At 66.3% G+C, this 16,508-nt stretch carries 14 protein-coding genes; 3 read left to right on the top strand and 11 right to left on the bottom strand.

What is annotated here, in order from left to right:
* Positions 1 to 112: 112 nt before the first annotated feature.
* From ACYP33_RS18240 to ACYP33_RS18190, 11 genes are all read right to left on the bottom strand, one after another.
* A complete protein-coding gene (locus ACYP33_RS18240; protein ID WP_459623128.1) occupies positions 113 to 1,219 on the bottom strand; it encodes a C40 family peptidase in 1,107 nt (368 codons plus the stop codon).
* A gap of 239 nt (positions 1,220 to 1,458) precedes the next feature.
* A complete protein-coding gene (locus ACYP33_RS18235; protein ID WP_414451763.1) occupies positions 1,459 to 3,249 on the bottom strand; it encodes a PhoH family protein in 1,791 nt (596 codons plus the stop codon).
* A 333-nt stretch (positions 3,250 to 3,582) separates the two neighbouring features.
* Positions 3,583 to 4,044, bottom strand: coding sequence for a peroxiredoxin (locus tag ACYP33_RS18230; protein ID WP_414445470.1), 462 nt, complete (start codon positions 4,042 to 4,044; stop codon positions 3,583 to 3,585).
* Between the two features lie 75 nt (positions 4,045 to 4,119).
* Entirely contained in the window at positions 4,120 to 5,016 is an 897-nt protein-coding gene (locus ACYP33_RS18225) for a polysaccharide deacetylase family protein (RefSeq protein ID WP_414451764.1), read from the bottom strand.
* A gap of 4 nt (positions 5,017 to 5,020) precedes the next feature.
* The gene (locus ACYP33_RS18220; RefSeq protein WP_414451765.1) at positions 5,021 to 6,076 is read right to left on the bottom strand and encodes a bifunctional UDP-4-keto-pentose/UDP-xylose synthase; all 1,056 of its coding nucleotides are present in this window, start codon (positions 6,074 to 6,076) and stop codon (positions 5,021 to 5,023) included.
* Complete coding sequence (locus ACYP33_RS18215; protein WP_414451766.1) at positions 6,073 to 7,029, bottom strand: formyltransferase; 957 nt, start codon at positions 7,027 to 7,029, stop codon at positions 6,073 to 6,075. The genes ACYP33_RS18220 and ACYP33_RS18215 overlap by 4 nt, the downstream gene beginning before the upstream one ends.
* Positions 7,026 to 8,030, bottom strand: a complete 1,005-nt coding sequence (locus ACYP33_RS18210) for a glycosyltransferase (RefSeq protein ID WP_414451767.1) — start codon at positions 8,028 to 8,030, stop codon at positions 7,026 to 7,028. Before ACYP33_RS18210 ends, ACYP33_RS18215 begins: the two co-directional genes overlap by 4 nt.
* Before the next feature lie 6 nt (positions 8,031 to 8,036).
* Positions 8,037 to 9,188, bottom strand: coding sequence for a DegT/DnrJ/EryC1/StrS family aminotransferase (locus ACYP33_RS18205; protein ID WP_459623124.1), 1,152 nt, complete (start codon positions 9,186 to 9,188; stop codon positions 8,037 to 8,039).
* Between the two features lie 146 nt (positions 9,189 to 9,334).
* Positions 9,335 to 9,706, bottom strand: coding sequence for an SMR family transporter (locus tag ACYP33_RS18200; protein WP_414445464.1), 372 nt, complete (start codon positions 9,704 to 9,706; stop codon positions 9,335 to 9,337).
* Between the two features lie 22 nt (positions 9,707 to 9,728).
* Positions 9,729 to 11,450, bottom strand: coding sequence for a glycosyltransferase family 39 protein (locus tag ACYP33_RS18195; RefSeq protein ID WP_414451770.1), 1,722 nt, complete (start codon positions 11,448 to 11,450; stop codon positions 9,729 to 9,731).
* A 231-nt stretch (positions 11,451 to 11,681) separates the two neighbouring features.
* Complete coding sequence (locus ACYP33_RS18190; RefSeq protein ID WP_414445462.1) at positions 11,682 to 12,065, bottom strand: Mth938-like domain-containing protein; 384 nt, start codon at positions 12,063 to 12,065, stop codon at positions 11,682 to 11,684.
* 342 nt (positions 12,066 to 12,407) lie between these two features.
* Here ACYP33_RS18190 and ACYP33_RS18185 point away from each other — a divergent pair, with 342 nt between their 5' ends.
* The 3 genes from ACYP33_RS18185 to thrC are packed head-to-tail and all read left to right on the top strand — an operon-like array spanning position 12,408 to position 16,479.
* Positions 12,408 to 13,646, top strand: coding sequence for a pyridoxal phosphate-dependent aminotransferase (locus tag ACYP33_RS18185; RefSeq protein WP_414451771.1), 1,239 nt, complete (start codon positions 12,408 to 12,410; stop codon positions 13,644 to 13,646).
* Positions 13,647 to 13,696: 50 nt separating this feature from the next.
* Entirely contained in the window at positions 13,697 to 15,019 is a 1,323-nt protein-coding gene (locus tag ACYP33_RS18180; RefSeq protein ID WP_414451772.1) for a homoserine dehydrogenase, read from the top strand.
* A gap of 8 nt (positions 15,020 to 15,027) precedes the next feature.
* Positions 15,028 to 16,479 (top strand): threonine synthase, encoded by a 1,452-nt coding sequence (gene thrC, locus ACYP33_RS18175; protein WP_459623120.1) that lies wholly within the window; start codon positions 15,028 to 15,030, stop codon positions 16,477 to 16,479.
* The last annotated feature ends 29 nt before the right edge of the window (positions 16,480 to 16,508 follow it).

Genomic DNA, 16,508 nt, shown 5'->3' with positions numbered 1-16,508 from the left:
GTTGCTTCGAGCAGCGACAAAAAAGCGCCGCGAGCCGAAAGGCCGCGGCGCTTTGTTTTGTGAATTTGGGTTGATTGCCGCCAGTCGGGACAGGCGCTGCGCAGGGTGTCGCTCAGTAGCTGCCGGTGGCGAAGCGGGCGATCGGATCGTCGCCGCCAGCGTTGCCGCTTGTGGGGGCACCCGATGCAGTCGAGGCGCGGATGATGCCGCCTGCGCCGTCCGGCGATACCATCTGCGCCTGGCGCGCTGCTGCGCGGGCTGTGGGCGGCGGCGGTTCGAACGCATCGGCCGCCGCGTCGATCGGGTCGCGCGAGGCGGTGGTCGTGCCGGACCGGCCTGGATCGGGTGAGGCGGCGTAGCGCGGGGGAGTGGCAACCGGAGTGTCGTCGGCCGATGAGGTGGCCGACGTTGCGCCTGCGGCGCGCGCTTGCCGCTGCGCCGCCGACAGTGCGTTGGGCGGCGGTTCGAACGGATCGTCGCTGCTGGCGGCGGGCGCTGCGGTGGCGGCAATTCGAGGCGGCGGCGCGCTGTAGACAGGTTGGGGTGTCCGCGCCGGCTCGATCGATGCCGCCGTCACGGCCGGCGCAGCGGCTGCCACGGCCGGAGGTGCGCTATCGGCTGCCGGCTCGGCTTGACGGTTGTCGGCTTCATAAGTCGGCGTATCGAACGGCGAGGGCGCGTGACGCGGCGGCGCAACCCGGCGGATGCCGTCGAAATGCTTGGCCCAGTAAGGGTTGGTCAGATAGTCGAGACGCACCGTGCCGCCCGTGGACGGCGCATTGACGAAGCGCAGTTTGCCGACATAGATGCCGACGTGCGAATGCGGGCGGCCCGTGGTGTTGAAGAACACGAGATCGCCGGGCGCAATCTCGTCGGGTTCGACGGACACGCCGCGTGTGCTCATCTCGGCGGTGGTGCGCGGCAGCGATACGTTGGCGGCCCGCGACACGATGTAGCGCACCAGCCCGCTGCAATCGAAGCCGGCATCGGGCGTATTGCCGCCCCAGCGATAGGGAATACCGACGAGGCTCATCGCCTGGATCGGAATTTCCTCGCGGCCGATGCTGTGATCGACGAAATTCGGGAAGCCGCGTGGCGGCGCGAAGGCGCGCGGCGTGGTGATGCGCATCGATGAACCGGTGCGCGCCGATTGCTGCGGTGCGGTGGAGCACGCGGCAAGCAGGGAAAGCACGACGACGGACAGCCAGATTCGCAGCATTGGAAAAGGACGAGTGCCGATAAGCACCTATCGTATGACCACGGGTATTGCGGATAGTAGTCGGTCCGACGGGGCAGCGGCAAGCAATCTTCAGGCAGGACTTGAAGTATTGCCTGATTTGTAGGCAGGTCGTCAGAGTTTTTGCGCAAAAAGTCGGACCCTAATAAGAATCGACCGAAGCGCAGGCGAAAAAAAAGCGCTCCGTCGGGAGCGCTTTCTTGCATCGATCGGGTGAGCGATCAGAGGATGTCGGACGCGTAGTCGGCCAGCCGCGAGCGCTCGCCACGCGCCAGCGTGACGTGGCCGCTGTGGCCCCAGCCCTTGAAGCGATCGACCACGTAGGTCAGGCCGGAGCTGCCTTCGGTCAGGTACGGCGTGTCGATCTGCGCAATATTGCCGAGGCAGACGATCTTAGTGCCCGGGCCGGCACGCGTGACCAGCGTTTTCATCTGCTTCGGCGTCAGGTTCTGCGCCTCGTCGATGATCACGTATTTGTCGACGAAGGTCCGGCCGCGCATGAAGTTCATGCTCTTGACCTTGAGGCGCGAGCGGATCAGTTCCTGCGTGGCGGCACGGCCCCATTCGCCGGCGGCATCGTCGGTTTTCTGCAGCACTTCGAGGTTGTCGTCGAATGCGCCCATCCACGGCTGCATCTTCTCTTCCTCGGTGCCGGGCAGGAAGCCGATGTCCTCGCCGACCGGCACGGTCGCGCGCGTCACGATGATCTCGTTGTAGCGCTTGTCGTCGAGCACCTGCGCGAGGCCGGCCGCGAGCGCGACGAGCGTCTTGCCGGTGCCGGCCTGGCCGAGCAGCGTGACGAAGTCGATCTCCGGGTTCATCAGCAGGTTCAGCGCGAAGTTCTGCTCGCGGTTGCGCGCCGTGATGCCCCACACGTTGTTCTTGTGGTGGCTGTAGTCGCGCAGCGTCTGCAGCAGCGCCGTCTTGCCGTTCAGCTCACGCACGATCGCGTGGAAGGTCGGCTCGCCGTTCTGCGGTTCGAGGAACACGAACTCGTTGACCAGCATCGAGTTCACCAGCGGGCCGGTCACGCGGTAATACGTGGTGCCCGTCTTGGTGTCCTGCCAGCTTTCCATGCCCTTGGCATGGCGGGTCCAGAAGTCCTGCGGCAACTCGCGCACGCCCGAGTACAGCAGGTCCTTGTCCTCGAGCACCTGATCGTTGAAGTAATCTTCGGCGGGCAGACCGAGCGCGTGGGCCTTGATCCGCATGTTGATGTCTTTCGACACCAGCACCACCAGGCGGTCGCTGCGCTCGCGTTGCAGCGCGCGCACCACGCCGAGGATCTGGTTGTCGGCCTTGCCTTCCGGCAGGCCTTCGACCGGCTCGATCGTGGTCAGCGTGGTCTGGAAGTAGAGGCGGCCGAGCGCATCGCGGTTGCCGAGGCGCGACAGCGCTATGCCGGCCGTGATCGTGCCGGCGTCGGCCACCAGTGCGTCGAGCGTGCGGCTGACCTGGCGCGCGTTGCGCGCCACTTCCGACATGCCCTTCTTGTGGTTGTCGAGTTCTTCCAACGTCATCATCGGCAGATAGACGTCGTGTTCCTCGAAACGGAACAGGCTGCTCGGATCGTGCATCAGCACGTTGGTGTCGAGCACGAACAGCTTCTGCTGCTCGACGGCAGCCGTCTTGCGGCCACGCGAGGTGCGGGCCGCCTCGCGGGCGGGCGCGGCCGGTGCGGCGGCAGCCTTGGCGACGGGCGCCTCGGCGCGTGCAACGGGAGCGGCCGGCGCAGCCGGCGTTTGCACGGGCGTCAGCAGGGCGGCGGTTTGCCTGGATTTGCGCGGGCGCGCTGCGCCGGGCGCGGCCTCGGCGGCGGGCGCAACGGCGTGCAGTGCGGCCGGGGTGTTCGCGGCGGGCGCCATCGGGTCGGCGACGTTCGCGTCGGCGTAATCGGCCGTGCCCTCATCGGCGGCGCGTTTCGCCGTGGTGCGGGTCGTGCGCGCTTTCACCTTGTATTCATCGGGTGGCAGCAGGCTGCCGAGCTTGCTGGGAGGAGTAGGCAAAGGCATGGTGTCCCTCGGAAGGAATCGTGTCGCTTGGAATGCGCCGCGGTTCGCATCCTGTCACGCAAAGCGTGCAGTTTGCGCGGCGTGGCGCAAAGGAGTGTCAAAACGCCGGTTCGCCTATTTTTCGATCAGCTCCTGGGCGGAAGTGTCGCGACGGACAGTGCGCGCCGCAAACGGCCATGAAAAAAGCCGCTTCCCCCGAACAGGGACAAGCGGCTCGGATTCTTGCAGCGTAGCGGCGCACCTTACGGGCCAGCGACCCTCGCGCTGACCGCCTGCACAGCTACGAAAAAGAGTGGGCTGACGGGCATTCATTGCGGGCCAATATAACCCGCCTCAAAGCGCTTGTACAGCGCCGAGCACCTCGTCGACATGGCCCGGCACCTTGATGCCGCGCCACTCCTGGCGAAGCACGCCGGCGGCGTCGATCAGGAAGGTCGAGCGCTCGATTCCGCGCACTTCCTTGCCATACATTTTCTTCATTTTCATGACGCCGAACAGCGCGCAGAGCGTTTCTTCGGGATCTGAAACCAGCGGGAACGGCAGTTCGAGCTTGGCCTTGAAATTGTCGTGCGAGCGCAGGCTGTCGCGCGACACGCCGACGATCTCCGCGCCCGCCTTCTGGAATTTCGGATACAGATCGCGGAATTGCAGACCCTCGGTCGTGCAGCCCGGCGTGTTGTCCTTCGGATAGAAATACAGCACGAGCTTCTTGCCGTTCAGCGCGGACAGCGTGAAGTCGCCGCCTGTTGCCGGCGCGGTGAAATCGGGAACGGCGCGGTCGATTTCGACGGACACGGGATTCTCCTGTTGTTATCGGCGGCACGCCGCGTGCGGCGTGCCGTGAGGGAGGGAAAACGGAGGCGGGAGCAGTCAGTCGGGCTGGACGATCAGCTCGCCGGAGCGGCCGGAAATTTCGCCCCACATGACAGGGTACGATGGCAGCGAATCGAAATCCAGCGCGGCATGATAGTCGCCCATCGTGGCGAACGTGTGGCCTTGCGCGCGCCAGCCGGCGAGCAGTTGCTCGAAGATCGGCGCGAGTTTCTGGCCTTCGAGCTCGGCGTGGAGCGTGAACACCTGATCGTGCGAGTTGTGTTCGGTCAGCTTGAGCAGGTGCGCGGCGACGTTCGATTCGTCGATGCCGTCGATGCCGAGCACCTCGTCGAGCGTGGGCAGCGTGGTGGGCATCTGCACATGCGCGAGCGTACGGCCCGCGACGACCGGCCGGTACGGGCCGTGACCTCGGCCGTCCGAGGCGTAGAGCATGCCCCAGGCGTCGATCTGCTCGAACGCGCTGTCGTTCATCTGCCAGCCGGCCGCGCCGTGCGTGGCCGGCGGCGCGCCGAAAATCTCGATGAAGCGCGCGTGGCTCTTGCCCATCTCGCCGGCGGTCCAGTCGCGCGGGCGGGCCCGCACGTTGTCCTGCCAGTAGACGTGATCCCAGGTGTGAATCCCGCACTCGAAGCCGGCCTCGTGGATCGCGCGCATTTCGCCCACCGCGCGCCGCCCGATGTCCGGCCCGGGCAGCAGCACGCCATACATCAACTGGCGGATGCCGTAGTGCTCGACCACCGAGGTGCGCGATACCTTCTTGAGGAAGCCCGGCCGCAGCACGCGGCGCATGGCCCAACCGGTGTGGTCGGGGCCGAGGCTGAACAGGAAGGTGGCGCGTGCGGCGTGACGATCGAAGATGCGGGCGAGGTTCGGCACGCCTTCGCGGGTGCCGCGAAGGGTATCGACGTCGATCTTGAGGACGATGCGGGCCAACGCGTCAGCCTTGCTGCTCGACCAGCGCGCGCGCGTCGGCCACGTGGCCGCGATACGCTTCGAAGATGTTGCGCAGCGCGTCGTCGAACGTCGAGACCGGCGCCCAGCCGAGCTCCTGCATCGTGTTGTCGATTTTTGGCACGCGATTCTGCACGTCCTGGTAGCCGTTGCCGTAGTAGGCGCCCGAGGTGGTTTCCACCAGTTGGACCTGCTTGGCCATGTCGGCGTACTCGGGGAATTCGGCGGCCAGTTCGAGCATCTTGTGGGCCAGTTCGCGCACCGAGTAGTTGTTGCTCGGGTTGCCGATGTTGTAGATCTTGCCCGAGGCGACGCCGTTCGGGTTGTCGATGATCTTCATCAGCGCGCTGATGCCGTCGTCCACGTACGTGAACGCGCGCTTTTGCGAGCCGCCGTCGACGAGGCTGATGTTCTCGCCGCGCACGATGTGGCCGAGGAACTGCGTGACCACGCGCGAGCTGCCTTCCTTCGGCGTGTAGATCGAGTCGAGGCCCGGCCCGATCCAGTTGAACGGGCGGAACAGCGTGAAGTTCAGGCCTTCCATGCCGTAGCCCCAGATCACGCGATCCATCAACTGCTTCGAGCACGCGTAGATCCAGCGCGGCTTGTTGATCGGGCCGTAGGTCAGCGCCGAGGCGTCAGGGTCGAACTGCTCGTCCGAGCACATGCCGTAGACCTCGGAGGTCGACGGAAACACCAGGTGCTTGCCGTACTTGACGGCCGAACGCACGATCGGCAGGTTCGCCTCGAAATCGAGTTCGAACACGCGCAGCGGCTGCTGCACATAAGTGGCGGGCGTGGCGATCGCGACCAGCGGCAGGATCACGTCGCACTTCTTGACGTGGTACTCGACCCATTCCTTGTTGATCGTGATGTCGCCTTCGAAGAAGTGCATCCGCTCGTGATTGACGAGATCGCCAAGCCGATCGGTCTGCATGTCCATCCCGAACACTTCCCAATCGGTGGTTTCAAGAATGCGCTTGGACAGGTGATGGCCGATGAAGCCGTTCACACCCAGGATCAGGACTTTTTTTGCTTTCATGACTGACGGGAAGAATCAATGAACTGCGCGAATTGAGCGGGAGAGACGACCGTTTCGTGTTCCGGACGGCCGTCGGGCTGCTCGCGCAGCTCGAGGATGGTGACGGCGCGGCTGTCGCCGCAGACGCCGAATAGCGCATTATCGCTTACGTGCAGGCCTGCCGGCAATTCCCGCGCGGCCTGTGCGGCCGGCGAGCCGGGCGCCGCGAGCCGCGCGCGCGCGACCACGAAACGCGTGCCGTGCAGGTCGACAAACGCGCCCGGATAAGGGGGCGCGACCGCGCGGATCAGGTTGTAGACCTCGGCGGCCGGTTTCGACCAGTCGAGGCGGCCGTCCTCGGGCTTGCGCCCGCCGAAGTAGCTGCCCTGCGACAGATCGTTCGGCAGATGCGGCGCCTCGCCGGCCAGCAGCGCCGGCAGCACGCGCCAGAGCGTCTGCTCGGCGGCCACCGTCACCTTGTCGAACACTTGCGCGGCGGTGTCGTCGGGCAGGATCGGCACGGCCGTCTGGCCGATGATGGCGCCGGCATCGGGCTTGGCGGCCATTTCGTGCAGCGTCGCGCCGGTGTCGGTTTCGCCGTTCAGCACTGCCCAGTTGGTCGGCACGCGGCCGCGGTACTTCGGCAGCAGCGAGCCGTGCATGTTGTAGGCGCCGCGTGGCGCGAGCGCCAGCAGCGCGACCGGCAGCATGTGCCGGTAATAGAACGAGAAGATGAAATCGGGCCGGGCCGCCGAGACGGCCTCGCGCAGTTCGGCGGCGGCCGGATCGGCCGGCGTCAGCACCGGGATGCCGTGCTCGCGCGCCACCGACGCGACGCTGCCGAACCAGATGTTCTCGGTCGGGCTGTCCTCGTGGGTGACGACCAGCGCCACCTCGACGCCGCGCGCGAGCAGCACCTGCAGGCAGCGCACGCCGACGTTGTGATACGCGAATACCACCGCGCGCGATTTCATCGCGATGCCTCCTGGGTGCCGGGCAGCGGCAGCGACGCACGGTCGTGGCGCTCCTCGAGCACGGTCTGGATCAGGTAGCGCGGGCGCGCGCGTACCTGTTGATAGATTCGTCCGATGTATTCGCCGAGCAGGCCGAGCGCGAAGATGATCACGCCGAGCATGAAGAACGTGATGGCGAACAGCGTGAACACGCCCTGGACTTCGGCGCCGATCACGAAGCGGCGGATCAGCAGCAGCAGGAACAGCCCGGCCGAGCCGATCGACAGGATCACGCCGACGAACGACAGCCATTGCAGCGGCACCACCGAGAAGCCGGTGACGAGGTCGAAGTTCAGGCGGATCAGACTGTAGAGCGAATACTTCGATTCGCCGGCGAAGCGTTCCTCGTGCGCGACGTCGATTTCGGTCGGGTTCTGCGCGAACGTGTAGGCCAGCGCCGGGATGAACGTGTTGACCTCGCCGCAGCGGTTGATGGTGTCGATGATCTGGCGGTTGTACGCGCGCAGCATGCAGCCCTGATCGGTCATCTTGATGCGCGTGATGCGCTCGCGGAACCGGTTCATCACGGCCGAGGCCTTGCGGCGCCACAGGCTGTCCTGGCGCTGCATGCGGATCGTGCCGACGTAGTCGTAGCCTTCGCGCATCTTGTGCACCAGCTTGCCGATTTCCTCGGGCGGATTCTGCAGGTCGGCGTCGAGCGTGATGACGATCTGGCCGCGCGACTGCTCGAAGCCGGCCAGGATCGCCATGTGCTGACCGTAGTTGCCGTTGAGCAGCACCACGCGCGTCGTGTCCGGGCGCTTGCGGAACTGCTCGGCGAGCAGGGCGGCGGAGCGGTCGCGGCTGCCGTCGTTGATCAGGATCACTTCGTACGACGCATCGAGTGCGTCGAGCGCCGGATACAGGCGGGAGAAGAGCGCGGCCAGCCCGGCTTCCTCGTTGTACACGGGGATGACGATCGAGACTTCCGGGTTCATGGCGCGTGTTTCGGGGTGAGTCATTTCCGCTTATTTTCCGTATCGTTCGCAAATCTGGTTGACGGCGCTGACGACGCGCGTCACGTCGGCCTCGCTCATCTGCGTGAAGAGCGGCAGCGTGACGGTCGACGCGCCGAAGCGCTCGGCGTGCGGGAACATGCCTTCGCGGAAGCCGAGCGCGCGGTACAGCGTGAACAGGTGGATCGCCGGGTAGTGCACGCCCGAGCCGATGCCGTGCTCCTTGAGCTGCGCCATGAAGTCGCCGCGCGTGATCGCGAGCCGTTCGAGCGGCAGCGTGATCTGGAACATGTGCCAGTTGCCGTGCTCGAACTCGGCCACCGGCAGGCCGATGCCGAGCGCCGCGGCCGGGCCGCCGGCGAAGCCGTCGAAGTAGGCGCGGGCGAGCTGGCGGCGCACTTCCGTGAAGCGGTCGATCTGGCCGAGCTGGCCGAGGCCCACGCGGGCCGCGACGTCGGTCAGATTGTACTTGCCGCCGAGCACGTCGCAGTCCATGCCGTCGAGGCCGGTGCGCGTCACGCCCTGCAGGCGGTATTTCTGCGCGAGCCGTGCTTCGTCTTCGTCGTTGAGCACCAGCGCGCCGCCCTCGATCGAGGTGACGTTCTTGTTCGGGTGGAAGCTGAACGAGACCAGATCGCCGAACGCGCCGATCCGCTTGCCCTTCCACGACGAGCCGAGCGCCTGCGCGGCATCCTCGATCACGCGCAGGCCGGCTGCGCGGGCGATGGCGTACAGGCGGTCCATGTCGACCGGCAGCCCGCCGAGGTAGACCGGAATCACGGCCTTGGTGCGCGGCGTGATCGCGCGTTCGAGCGCGTCGAGATCGAGGTTGCGCGTGACCGGGTCGATATCGACGAACACCGGCGTGGCGCCCACTTCGAGGATCACGTTGCTGGTCGCAACCCAGCTCGCGGGCGTGGTGATGACTTCATCGCCCGGGCCGACGCCGGCAATGCGCAGGCCGATCTCGAGCGTGGCGGTGCCGGAGTTGAACGTGCGCACCGGGCGGCCGCCGCAATAGTCGGACAGCGCCGCTTCGAAGCGCTGGTTCTGCGGGCCGGTCGTGATCCAGCCGGAGCGGAGCACTTCGGTGACGCCCTGAATGGTGTCCTCGTCGATTTCCGGGCGGGTCATCGGCAGAAACGGAACGGATGGCTGGCTCATGTCGGCTGGTGAGTAGACTTTAAATGGGGCTGGATCTCATGCGATCCGGCATGCGCATTAAACACTGGTTCGCGAGAGTACAACGTCTCTTTTTGTGGGGGGAAGGGGGGATTGCCGCGATGGCGCCGGCGGCCTCCTGCGGCGCTTCAGCCGCGCGCCAGCACCACCACGCCGATCAGGATGATGCCGATGCCGATCAGGCGTTGCAGGCTCATCACCTCGCCGAACAGATACCAGGCGGCGAAGGCGTTGAGCACGTAGCCGAGCGAGAGCATCGGATAGGCGATCGAGACGTCCACGCGCGACAGCCCGACGATCCACACCACCACGCTCAGCACATAGCAGCTCAGGCCGCCGATGATCGGCAGTTGCGTGGCGATCTTGAAGCCGATCGGGATGATGTTGGCGCGCGAAATGTCGAAATGGCCGACGGCGTTGACGCCGGCCTTGAGCAGCAATTGCGCGACGGCGTTGAGCAGTACGCCGGTGAGGATGCAGACGAGGGAAACGGGATTCACGGAACGGCGGTCCTTGGGAGGCTCAGGATTGGGGCGGCGTGGCGGCCGGTGTTGCAGCCGACGCCGCGGCCGGCGTGGCGACGATCACGCGGCGATTGTCGCGCGCGATCACCGTCATCGGCAGGCCTTGCTTGACGAATGCGTCGTAGCGCTCGGGGCGCATCATCGCCAGCGCCGGGCTGCCGCTGCGCCAGCGGCGTTCCCACTCGGCGATGGTCGGCACCCATTTCTGCGGTTCCTGCCCGATGCCGAAGCTCAGTTCGTCCTGATAGGCCACCAGCGTGGTGGTGTGGCGCACGTAGAACGGCACGGTGTGGTCGAGCATCTCGATCGAGTAGAACGGCGTGTCGGGCGGCAACCTGGCGAACTCGGCGCGCACGGCAGGCGCGAGCAGCGCGCCCGAACTGTAGCGGCCGAACGCGTCGTGGCCGGTGCCGCCGATGGTGCCGAACAGCAGCCAGCCGGCACCGAACACGAAGGCGGTGGCGGCGATGCCGGCCTTGCCACGGCGGTTGATCGACAGCGCGAGCAGCGTCAGCACGAACGCGACGGCCAGCGCCGCATACACCCAGTGCTGGAAATCGACGTACTGCGCGTTCGGCGTGCGGGCGTCGCCAAGGCGGCCCAGCACGATGCAGCCGCAGGCGGCCGCGATCAGGAACAGCAGATAGCCGATCAGGTGCCAGCGGTAGCGCTCGCGCGCCACCAGCGGCAGGTAGGCGCCGAGCATCAGCGCCAGCGACGGGGCGATCGGCAGCACGTACGACACCAGCTTCGAGTGCGAGGCGCTGAAGAACACGAAGATGAACCCGGTCCAGATCAGCAGCACCAGCATCGGCGCGAAGCCGTTCGGCTGACGCGGCATGCGCCAGGCGTGGCGCAGGCTCTGGCCCGCGATCGACAGCCACGGCAGGAAGCCCACCAGCAGCACGCCGACGAAGTAATACACCGGGCCGGGGCGGTTCTGCTCGGGCGTCAGGTAGCGGCGGAACTGCTGGACCACGAAGAAGAAGTTGAAGAATTCGGGGTTGCGCTGCTGCATCAGCACGAACCACGGCGCGGCGATCGCGAAGAAGATCAGCAGGCCGCTCACCAGGTGCAGGCGCTTCCAGAGCGCCCAGTCGCGGGCGATCAGCGTGTAGAGCACCAGCACCGCGCCGGGCAGCACCACGCCGATCAGCCCCTTGGACAGCACGGCCACGGCCATCGACGCCCAGCACAGCCACATCCAGCCGCGCGTGGCGCGCGTCGGCAGGCCGGGGCGTTGCGCCAGCAGCAGCGCGCCGAGCGTGACGGCCATCCAGAACGACAGGCCCATGTCGAGCGTGTTGAAGTGGCCCATCAGGTTCCAGTACGGCGAGGACGCGAGCACCACGGCGGCGCACAGGCCGGCCAGCGGGTTGAACACGCGCGCGCCGGTGTAGCCGACGAACAGGATGCCGGCGAAGCTGGCCAGCGCCGTGTACAGGCGCGCCTGCCATTCGCCGAGGCCGAACCAGGCGAACGTCAGCGCGTTCATCCAGGTCTGCATCGGCGGCTTCTCGAAATACTTGTAGCCGTTGTAGCGCGGTGTGATCCAGTCGCCGGTGGCGAACATTTCGCGCGCCATTTCGGCGTAGCGGCCCTCGTCGCTGGGGATCAGATGGCGCAGCCCGAGCGGGCCGAACCAGATCAGGGCGAGTGCCAGCACGATCAGGAGGAGTGCGGCGCGGTTGAGCGGTAGCCTCGATGGCGTATCGTTCATGAGTCGGTCAGCCTGTCAGACGGTCGTTGTTGGAATGGCGGAGATCGGAAACCGGTACGGCCCGGGGGCGGTGCGGCATCGACGTACGGCATCGTTTCCCGGTAGGGGAACCGATGCCGCCCGGCTTTGTAACGCATCGCGCCTTAACGTTCAATTAACGTCGCTTTCAAACGGGTGTCACGCGGGCCGGGTTCGATGGGAGCGGGCGCCGGTTCGTCTGCCTGTTGCCGTTTATTGCGCCGCGCGTTCGATCAGCAGCGCGGCGGCGACCTTGCGGCCCTCGGACATCAGGATGTTGTAGGTGCGGCAGGCGGCCTGGAAATCCATCGTTTCCACGCCGATCCGGCGCGCCGTGAGTGCGGCAGTCAGCCGCGGGTGGGGGAACCGCAATCGCGCGCCGCTGCCGAAGATCACGACTTCCGGGGCGGAATCGAGCAGCATCGCGAAATGCTCGGCGGCGAGCGCGTCGAACGCCTCGACGGGCCACGGTGCGACGGGCGCGTCCGGCAGGACGAGCACGCTGCCGTCATGGCGCTGCAGGTTGATCTCGACGTAATCGGGGCCGTAGCCGGTGACGGTATTGAGCGCGTCGCTCGGTTCCTGGTGTAGTTTCAAATCGTTGTCCGCGGTGTCGGGTGGGCCGCTCCGACGGCTCCGACTGGCCGGGCAGGGCCGCCGGAGGCGGCTGCCGGGCGCCGCAGCCGGTGGCCGCGCGCGGCGCCGGTGTGCCGTGCGCAGGTGGTCGAGCCGGATTGGTGCATTGCGAAAGCGGGTGAAAATCCGCTAAATTATAGCTTTTTAGCTGCCACCGGGCGGCATTTGCGTCGCGCGTTGCCACAAGCCGCGTCCGGCCTCGCTTCCGACCGTCTCCTGAACAGCGCGCACCGACCGGCCGCTCTCCAGTTGTGGACCTCCTTCCCCCAGCTTCGCCAAGCCTTGCCCAGGAACGTGCCTGCCGTGAAACCGATTCAGAAATCCAACAAGCTGCTCAACGTGTGCTACGACATTCGCGGCCCGGTGCTCGAGCACGCCAAGCGCCTCGAAGACGAAGGCCACAAGATCATCAAGCTGAATATCGGCAACCTGGCGGCGTTCGGTTTCGAAGCCCCGGATGAAATCATTCAGGACATGATCCGCGCGCTGCCGAACGCATCGGGCTACTCGGATTCGAAGGGCGTGTTCTCGGCGCGCAAGGCCGTCATGCACTACACGCAGGAAAAGGGCGTGAAAGGCGTCGAACTCGACGACATCTACATCGGCAACGGCGCGTCGGAACTGATCGTGATGGCCACCCAGGGGCTGCTCAACGACGGCGACGAAGTGCTGCTGCCGGCGCCCGACTACCCGCTGTGGACGGCCGCGGTCAGCCTGTCGGGCGGCACGCCCGTGCATTACATCTGCGACGAGCAGAACGGCTGGATGCCCGACCCGGACGACATCCGCCGCAAGATCACGCCGAACACCAAGGCGCTGGTGGTGATCAACCCGAACAACCCCACCGGCGCGCTCTATTCGGACGACCTGCTGCGCGAGCTGATCGCGATCGCGCGCGAGCATGGCCTGGTGATCTTCGCCGACGAGGTGTACGACAAGATCATCTACGACGGCAAGACCCACACCGCGCTCGGCTCGCTGTCCGAGGACGTGATCACGGTCACGTTCAACAGCCTCTCGAAGAGCTACCGTTCGTGCGGCTACCGTGCCGGCTGGATGTTCGTGTCCGGCCTGACGGGCGAAAACCGCCGCCGCGCGAAGGATTATCTCGAAGGGCTCGGCATTCTGTCGTCGATGCGGCTGTGCGCGAACGTGCCCGGCCAGTTCGCGATCCAGACCGCGCTCGGCGGCTACCAGAGCATCAACGAGCTGATCGTGCCCAGCGGTCGCCTGTACCGCCAGCGCGAGGTGGCCTACGACATGCTGACCTCGATTCCGGGCGTCACTTGCGTGAAGCCCGACGCGGCGCTCTACATGTTCCCGCGCCTCGATCCGAAGCTCTACCCGATCCAGAACGACCAGCAGTTCATTCTCGACCTGCTGCTCAAGGAACGCGTGCTGCTCGTGCAGGGCACGGGCTTCAACTGGCCCACGCCCGATCACTTCCGGGTCGTGTTCCTGCCGAACATCGACGATCTGACCGATTCGATCAACCGAATCGCGCGTTTCCTCGACGGCTACCGCAAACGCCACGCCGCCTGACCGGCTGCCCGTTCCGCCTTCATTCAACTTCACACAAGACTACACGCAGCATGGAACCGATCAAAGTCGCCCTGTTGGGCTTCGGCACCGTCGGCGGCGGCACCTTCGAGGTGCTGCGCCGCAATCAGGAAGAAATCAAACGGCGCGCCGGCCGGGGCATCGAGATCACGCGCATCGCGGTCCGCAACCCGGCGAAGGCGCAAGCCGCGCTCGGCGGCGCGAGCCTCGACGTGACCAGCGATTTCCACGCCGCCGTCGATGACCCGTCGATCTCGATCGTCGCCGAAATGATCGGCGGCACCGGCATCGCCCGCGAGCTGGTGTTGCGCGCGATCGCCAACGGCAAGCATGTCGTGACCGCCAACAAGGCGCTGCTCGCGGTGCACGGCAGCGAGATCTTCGCGGCCGCGCGCGCGAAGGGCGTGATGGTGGCCTTCGAGGCCGCCGTCGCCGGCGGCATCCCGATCATCAAGGCGCTGCGCGAAGGCCTGACGGCCAATCGCATCCAGTACATCGCCGGCATCATCAACGGCACCACGAACTACATCCTGTCGGAAATGCGCGACCGCGGCCTCGATTTCGCGACGGCGCTGAAGGCCGCGCAGGAACTGGGCTACGCGGAAGCCGATCCGACCTTCGACATCGAAGGCGTGGACGCCGCGCACAAGGCCACCATCATGAGCGCGATCGCGTTCGGCGTGCCGGTGCAGTTCGACCGCGCCTACGTCGAGGGCATCAGCAAGCTCGCGGCCACCGATCTGCGCTACGCGGAGGAACTCGGCTACCGCATCAAGCTGCTCGGCATCGCGCGTCGCGCGGAGAAGGGCATCGAGCTGCGCGTGCATCCCACGCTGATCCCGGAAAAGCGCCTGCTGGCCAATGTGGAAGGCGCGATGAACGCGGTCGTGGTGCACGGCGACGCGGTGGGCACCACGCTGTACTACGGCAAGGGCGCCGGCGCCGAGCCGACCGCCTCGGCCGTGGTGGCCGACCTGGTGGACGTCACGCGCCTGCACACCGCCGACCCGGAGCACCGCGTGCCGCATCTGGCGTTCCAGCCGGAAAGCCTGTCGAACACGCCGATCCTGTCGATCGAGGACGTGACGAGCGGTTACTACCTGCGCCTGCGCGTGGCCGACGAAACCGGCGTGCTGGCCGACATCACGCGCATCCTGGCCGATTCGGGCATCTCGATCGACGCGCTGCTGCAGAAGGAATCCGAGCAGGTCGACAGCAACAACGGCGAGACCGACATCATCCTGATCACGCACGTGACGATCGAACGCAACGTGAACGCGGCGATCGCCCGCATCGAGGCGCTCTCGACGGTCCGCTCGCAGGTCACGAAGCTGCGCATGGAAGCGCTCAACTGAGACACGACATGAATTACATTTCGACGCGCGGCGCCGGCATCGGCGAGCGCCACACGTTCTCGGACATCCTGCTGGGTGGCCTGGCCAAAGACGGCGGCCTGTATCTGCCGGCCGCGTACCCGCGCGTGTCGGCGGACGAACTGGCGCGCTGGCGCGCGCTGCCGTACGCGGAACTGGCGTTCGAGATCCTCTCGAAGTTCAGCGACGACATCCCGGCCGACGACCTGCGCGACCTGACGCGCCGGACCTACCGCGCCGACGTCTACAGCAACACGCGCCATGGCGAGAACGCGGCCGACATCACGCCGATCAAGCCGCTCGGCACCGAGGGCGGCACCACGCTCGCGCTGCTCGAACTGTCGAACGGCCCGACGCTGGCGTTCAAGGACATGGCGATGCAGTTGCTCGGCAACCTGTTCGAGTACACGCTGGCCAAGCACGGCGAGACGCTGAACATCCTCGGCGCGACCTCGGGCGACACCGGCAGCGCCGCCGAATACGCGATGCGCGGCAAGGCCGGCGTGCGCGTGTTCATGCTGTCTCCGCACAAGAAGATGAGCGCGTTCCAGTCGGCGCAGATGTACAGCCTGCAGGACCCGAACATCTTCAACCTGGCCGTGGAAGGCGTGTTCGACGACGCGCAGGACATCGTCAAGGCCGTCTCGAACGATCACGCCTACAAGGCGAAGCACAAGATCGGCACGGTCAATTCGATCAACTGGGCACGCGTGGTGGCGCAGGTCGTCTACTACTTCAAGGGCTATTTCGCGGCCACCACGAGCAACGACCAGCGCGTGTCGTTCACGGTGCCGTCGGGCAATTTCGGCAATGTCTGCGCGGGCCATATCGCGCGCATGATGGGCCTGCCGATCGAGAAGCTGGTGGTGGCCACCAACGAGAACGACGTGCTCGACGAATTCTTCCGCACCGGCGCGTATCGCGTGCGCGGCGCCGAGAACACGTATCACACCAGCAGCCCGAGCATGGATATATCGAAGGCCTCGAACTTCGAGCGCTTCGTGTTCGATCTGCTCGGCCGCGACCCGGCGCGCGTCGTGCAACTGTTCCGCGATGTCGAGCAGCACGGCGGCTTCGACCTGGCGAAGAGCGGCGATTTCGCCCGCGTCGCGCAGTTCGGCTTCGTGTCGGGCCGCAGCACGCATGACGACCGCCTGGCGACGATCCGCGATGTCTACGCGCGCTATTCGACGATGATCGACACGCACACGGCCGACGGCGTGAAGGTCGCGCGCGAACATCTGCAGCCGGGTGTGCCGATGGTGGTGCTCGAAACGGCGCAGCCGATCAAGTTCGGCGAGACGATCCGCGAGGCGCTGGGCCGCGAGGCCGAGCGTCCGTCGGCGTTCGACGGCATCGAGGCGCTGCCGCAGCGTTTCGAGGTGGTCAAGGCCGACGCGCAGCACGTCAAGGATTTCATCGCCGCGCATACGGGCGACTGATCCGCCGCCACGGCGCGCGGGTGGAAACG

Source organism: Burkholderia sp. 3C (assembly GCF_054589155.1).
The sequence above is the reverse complement of the archived record's forward strand: the minus strand, read 5'-3'. Positions and strand labels throughout refer to the sequence as shown.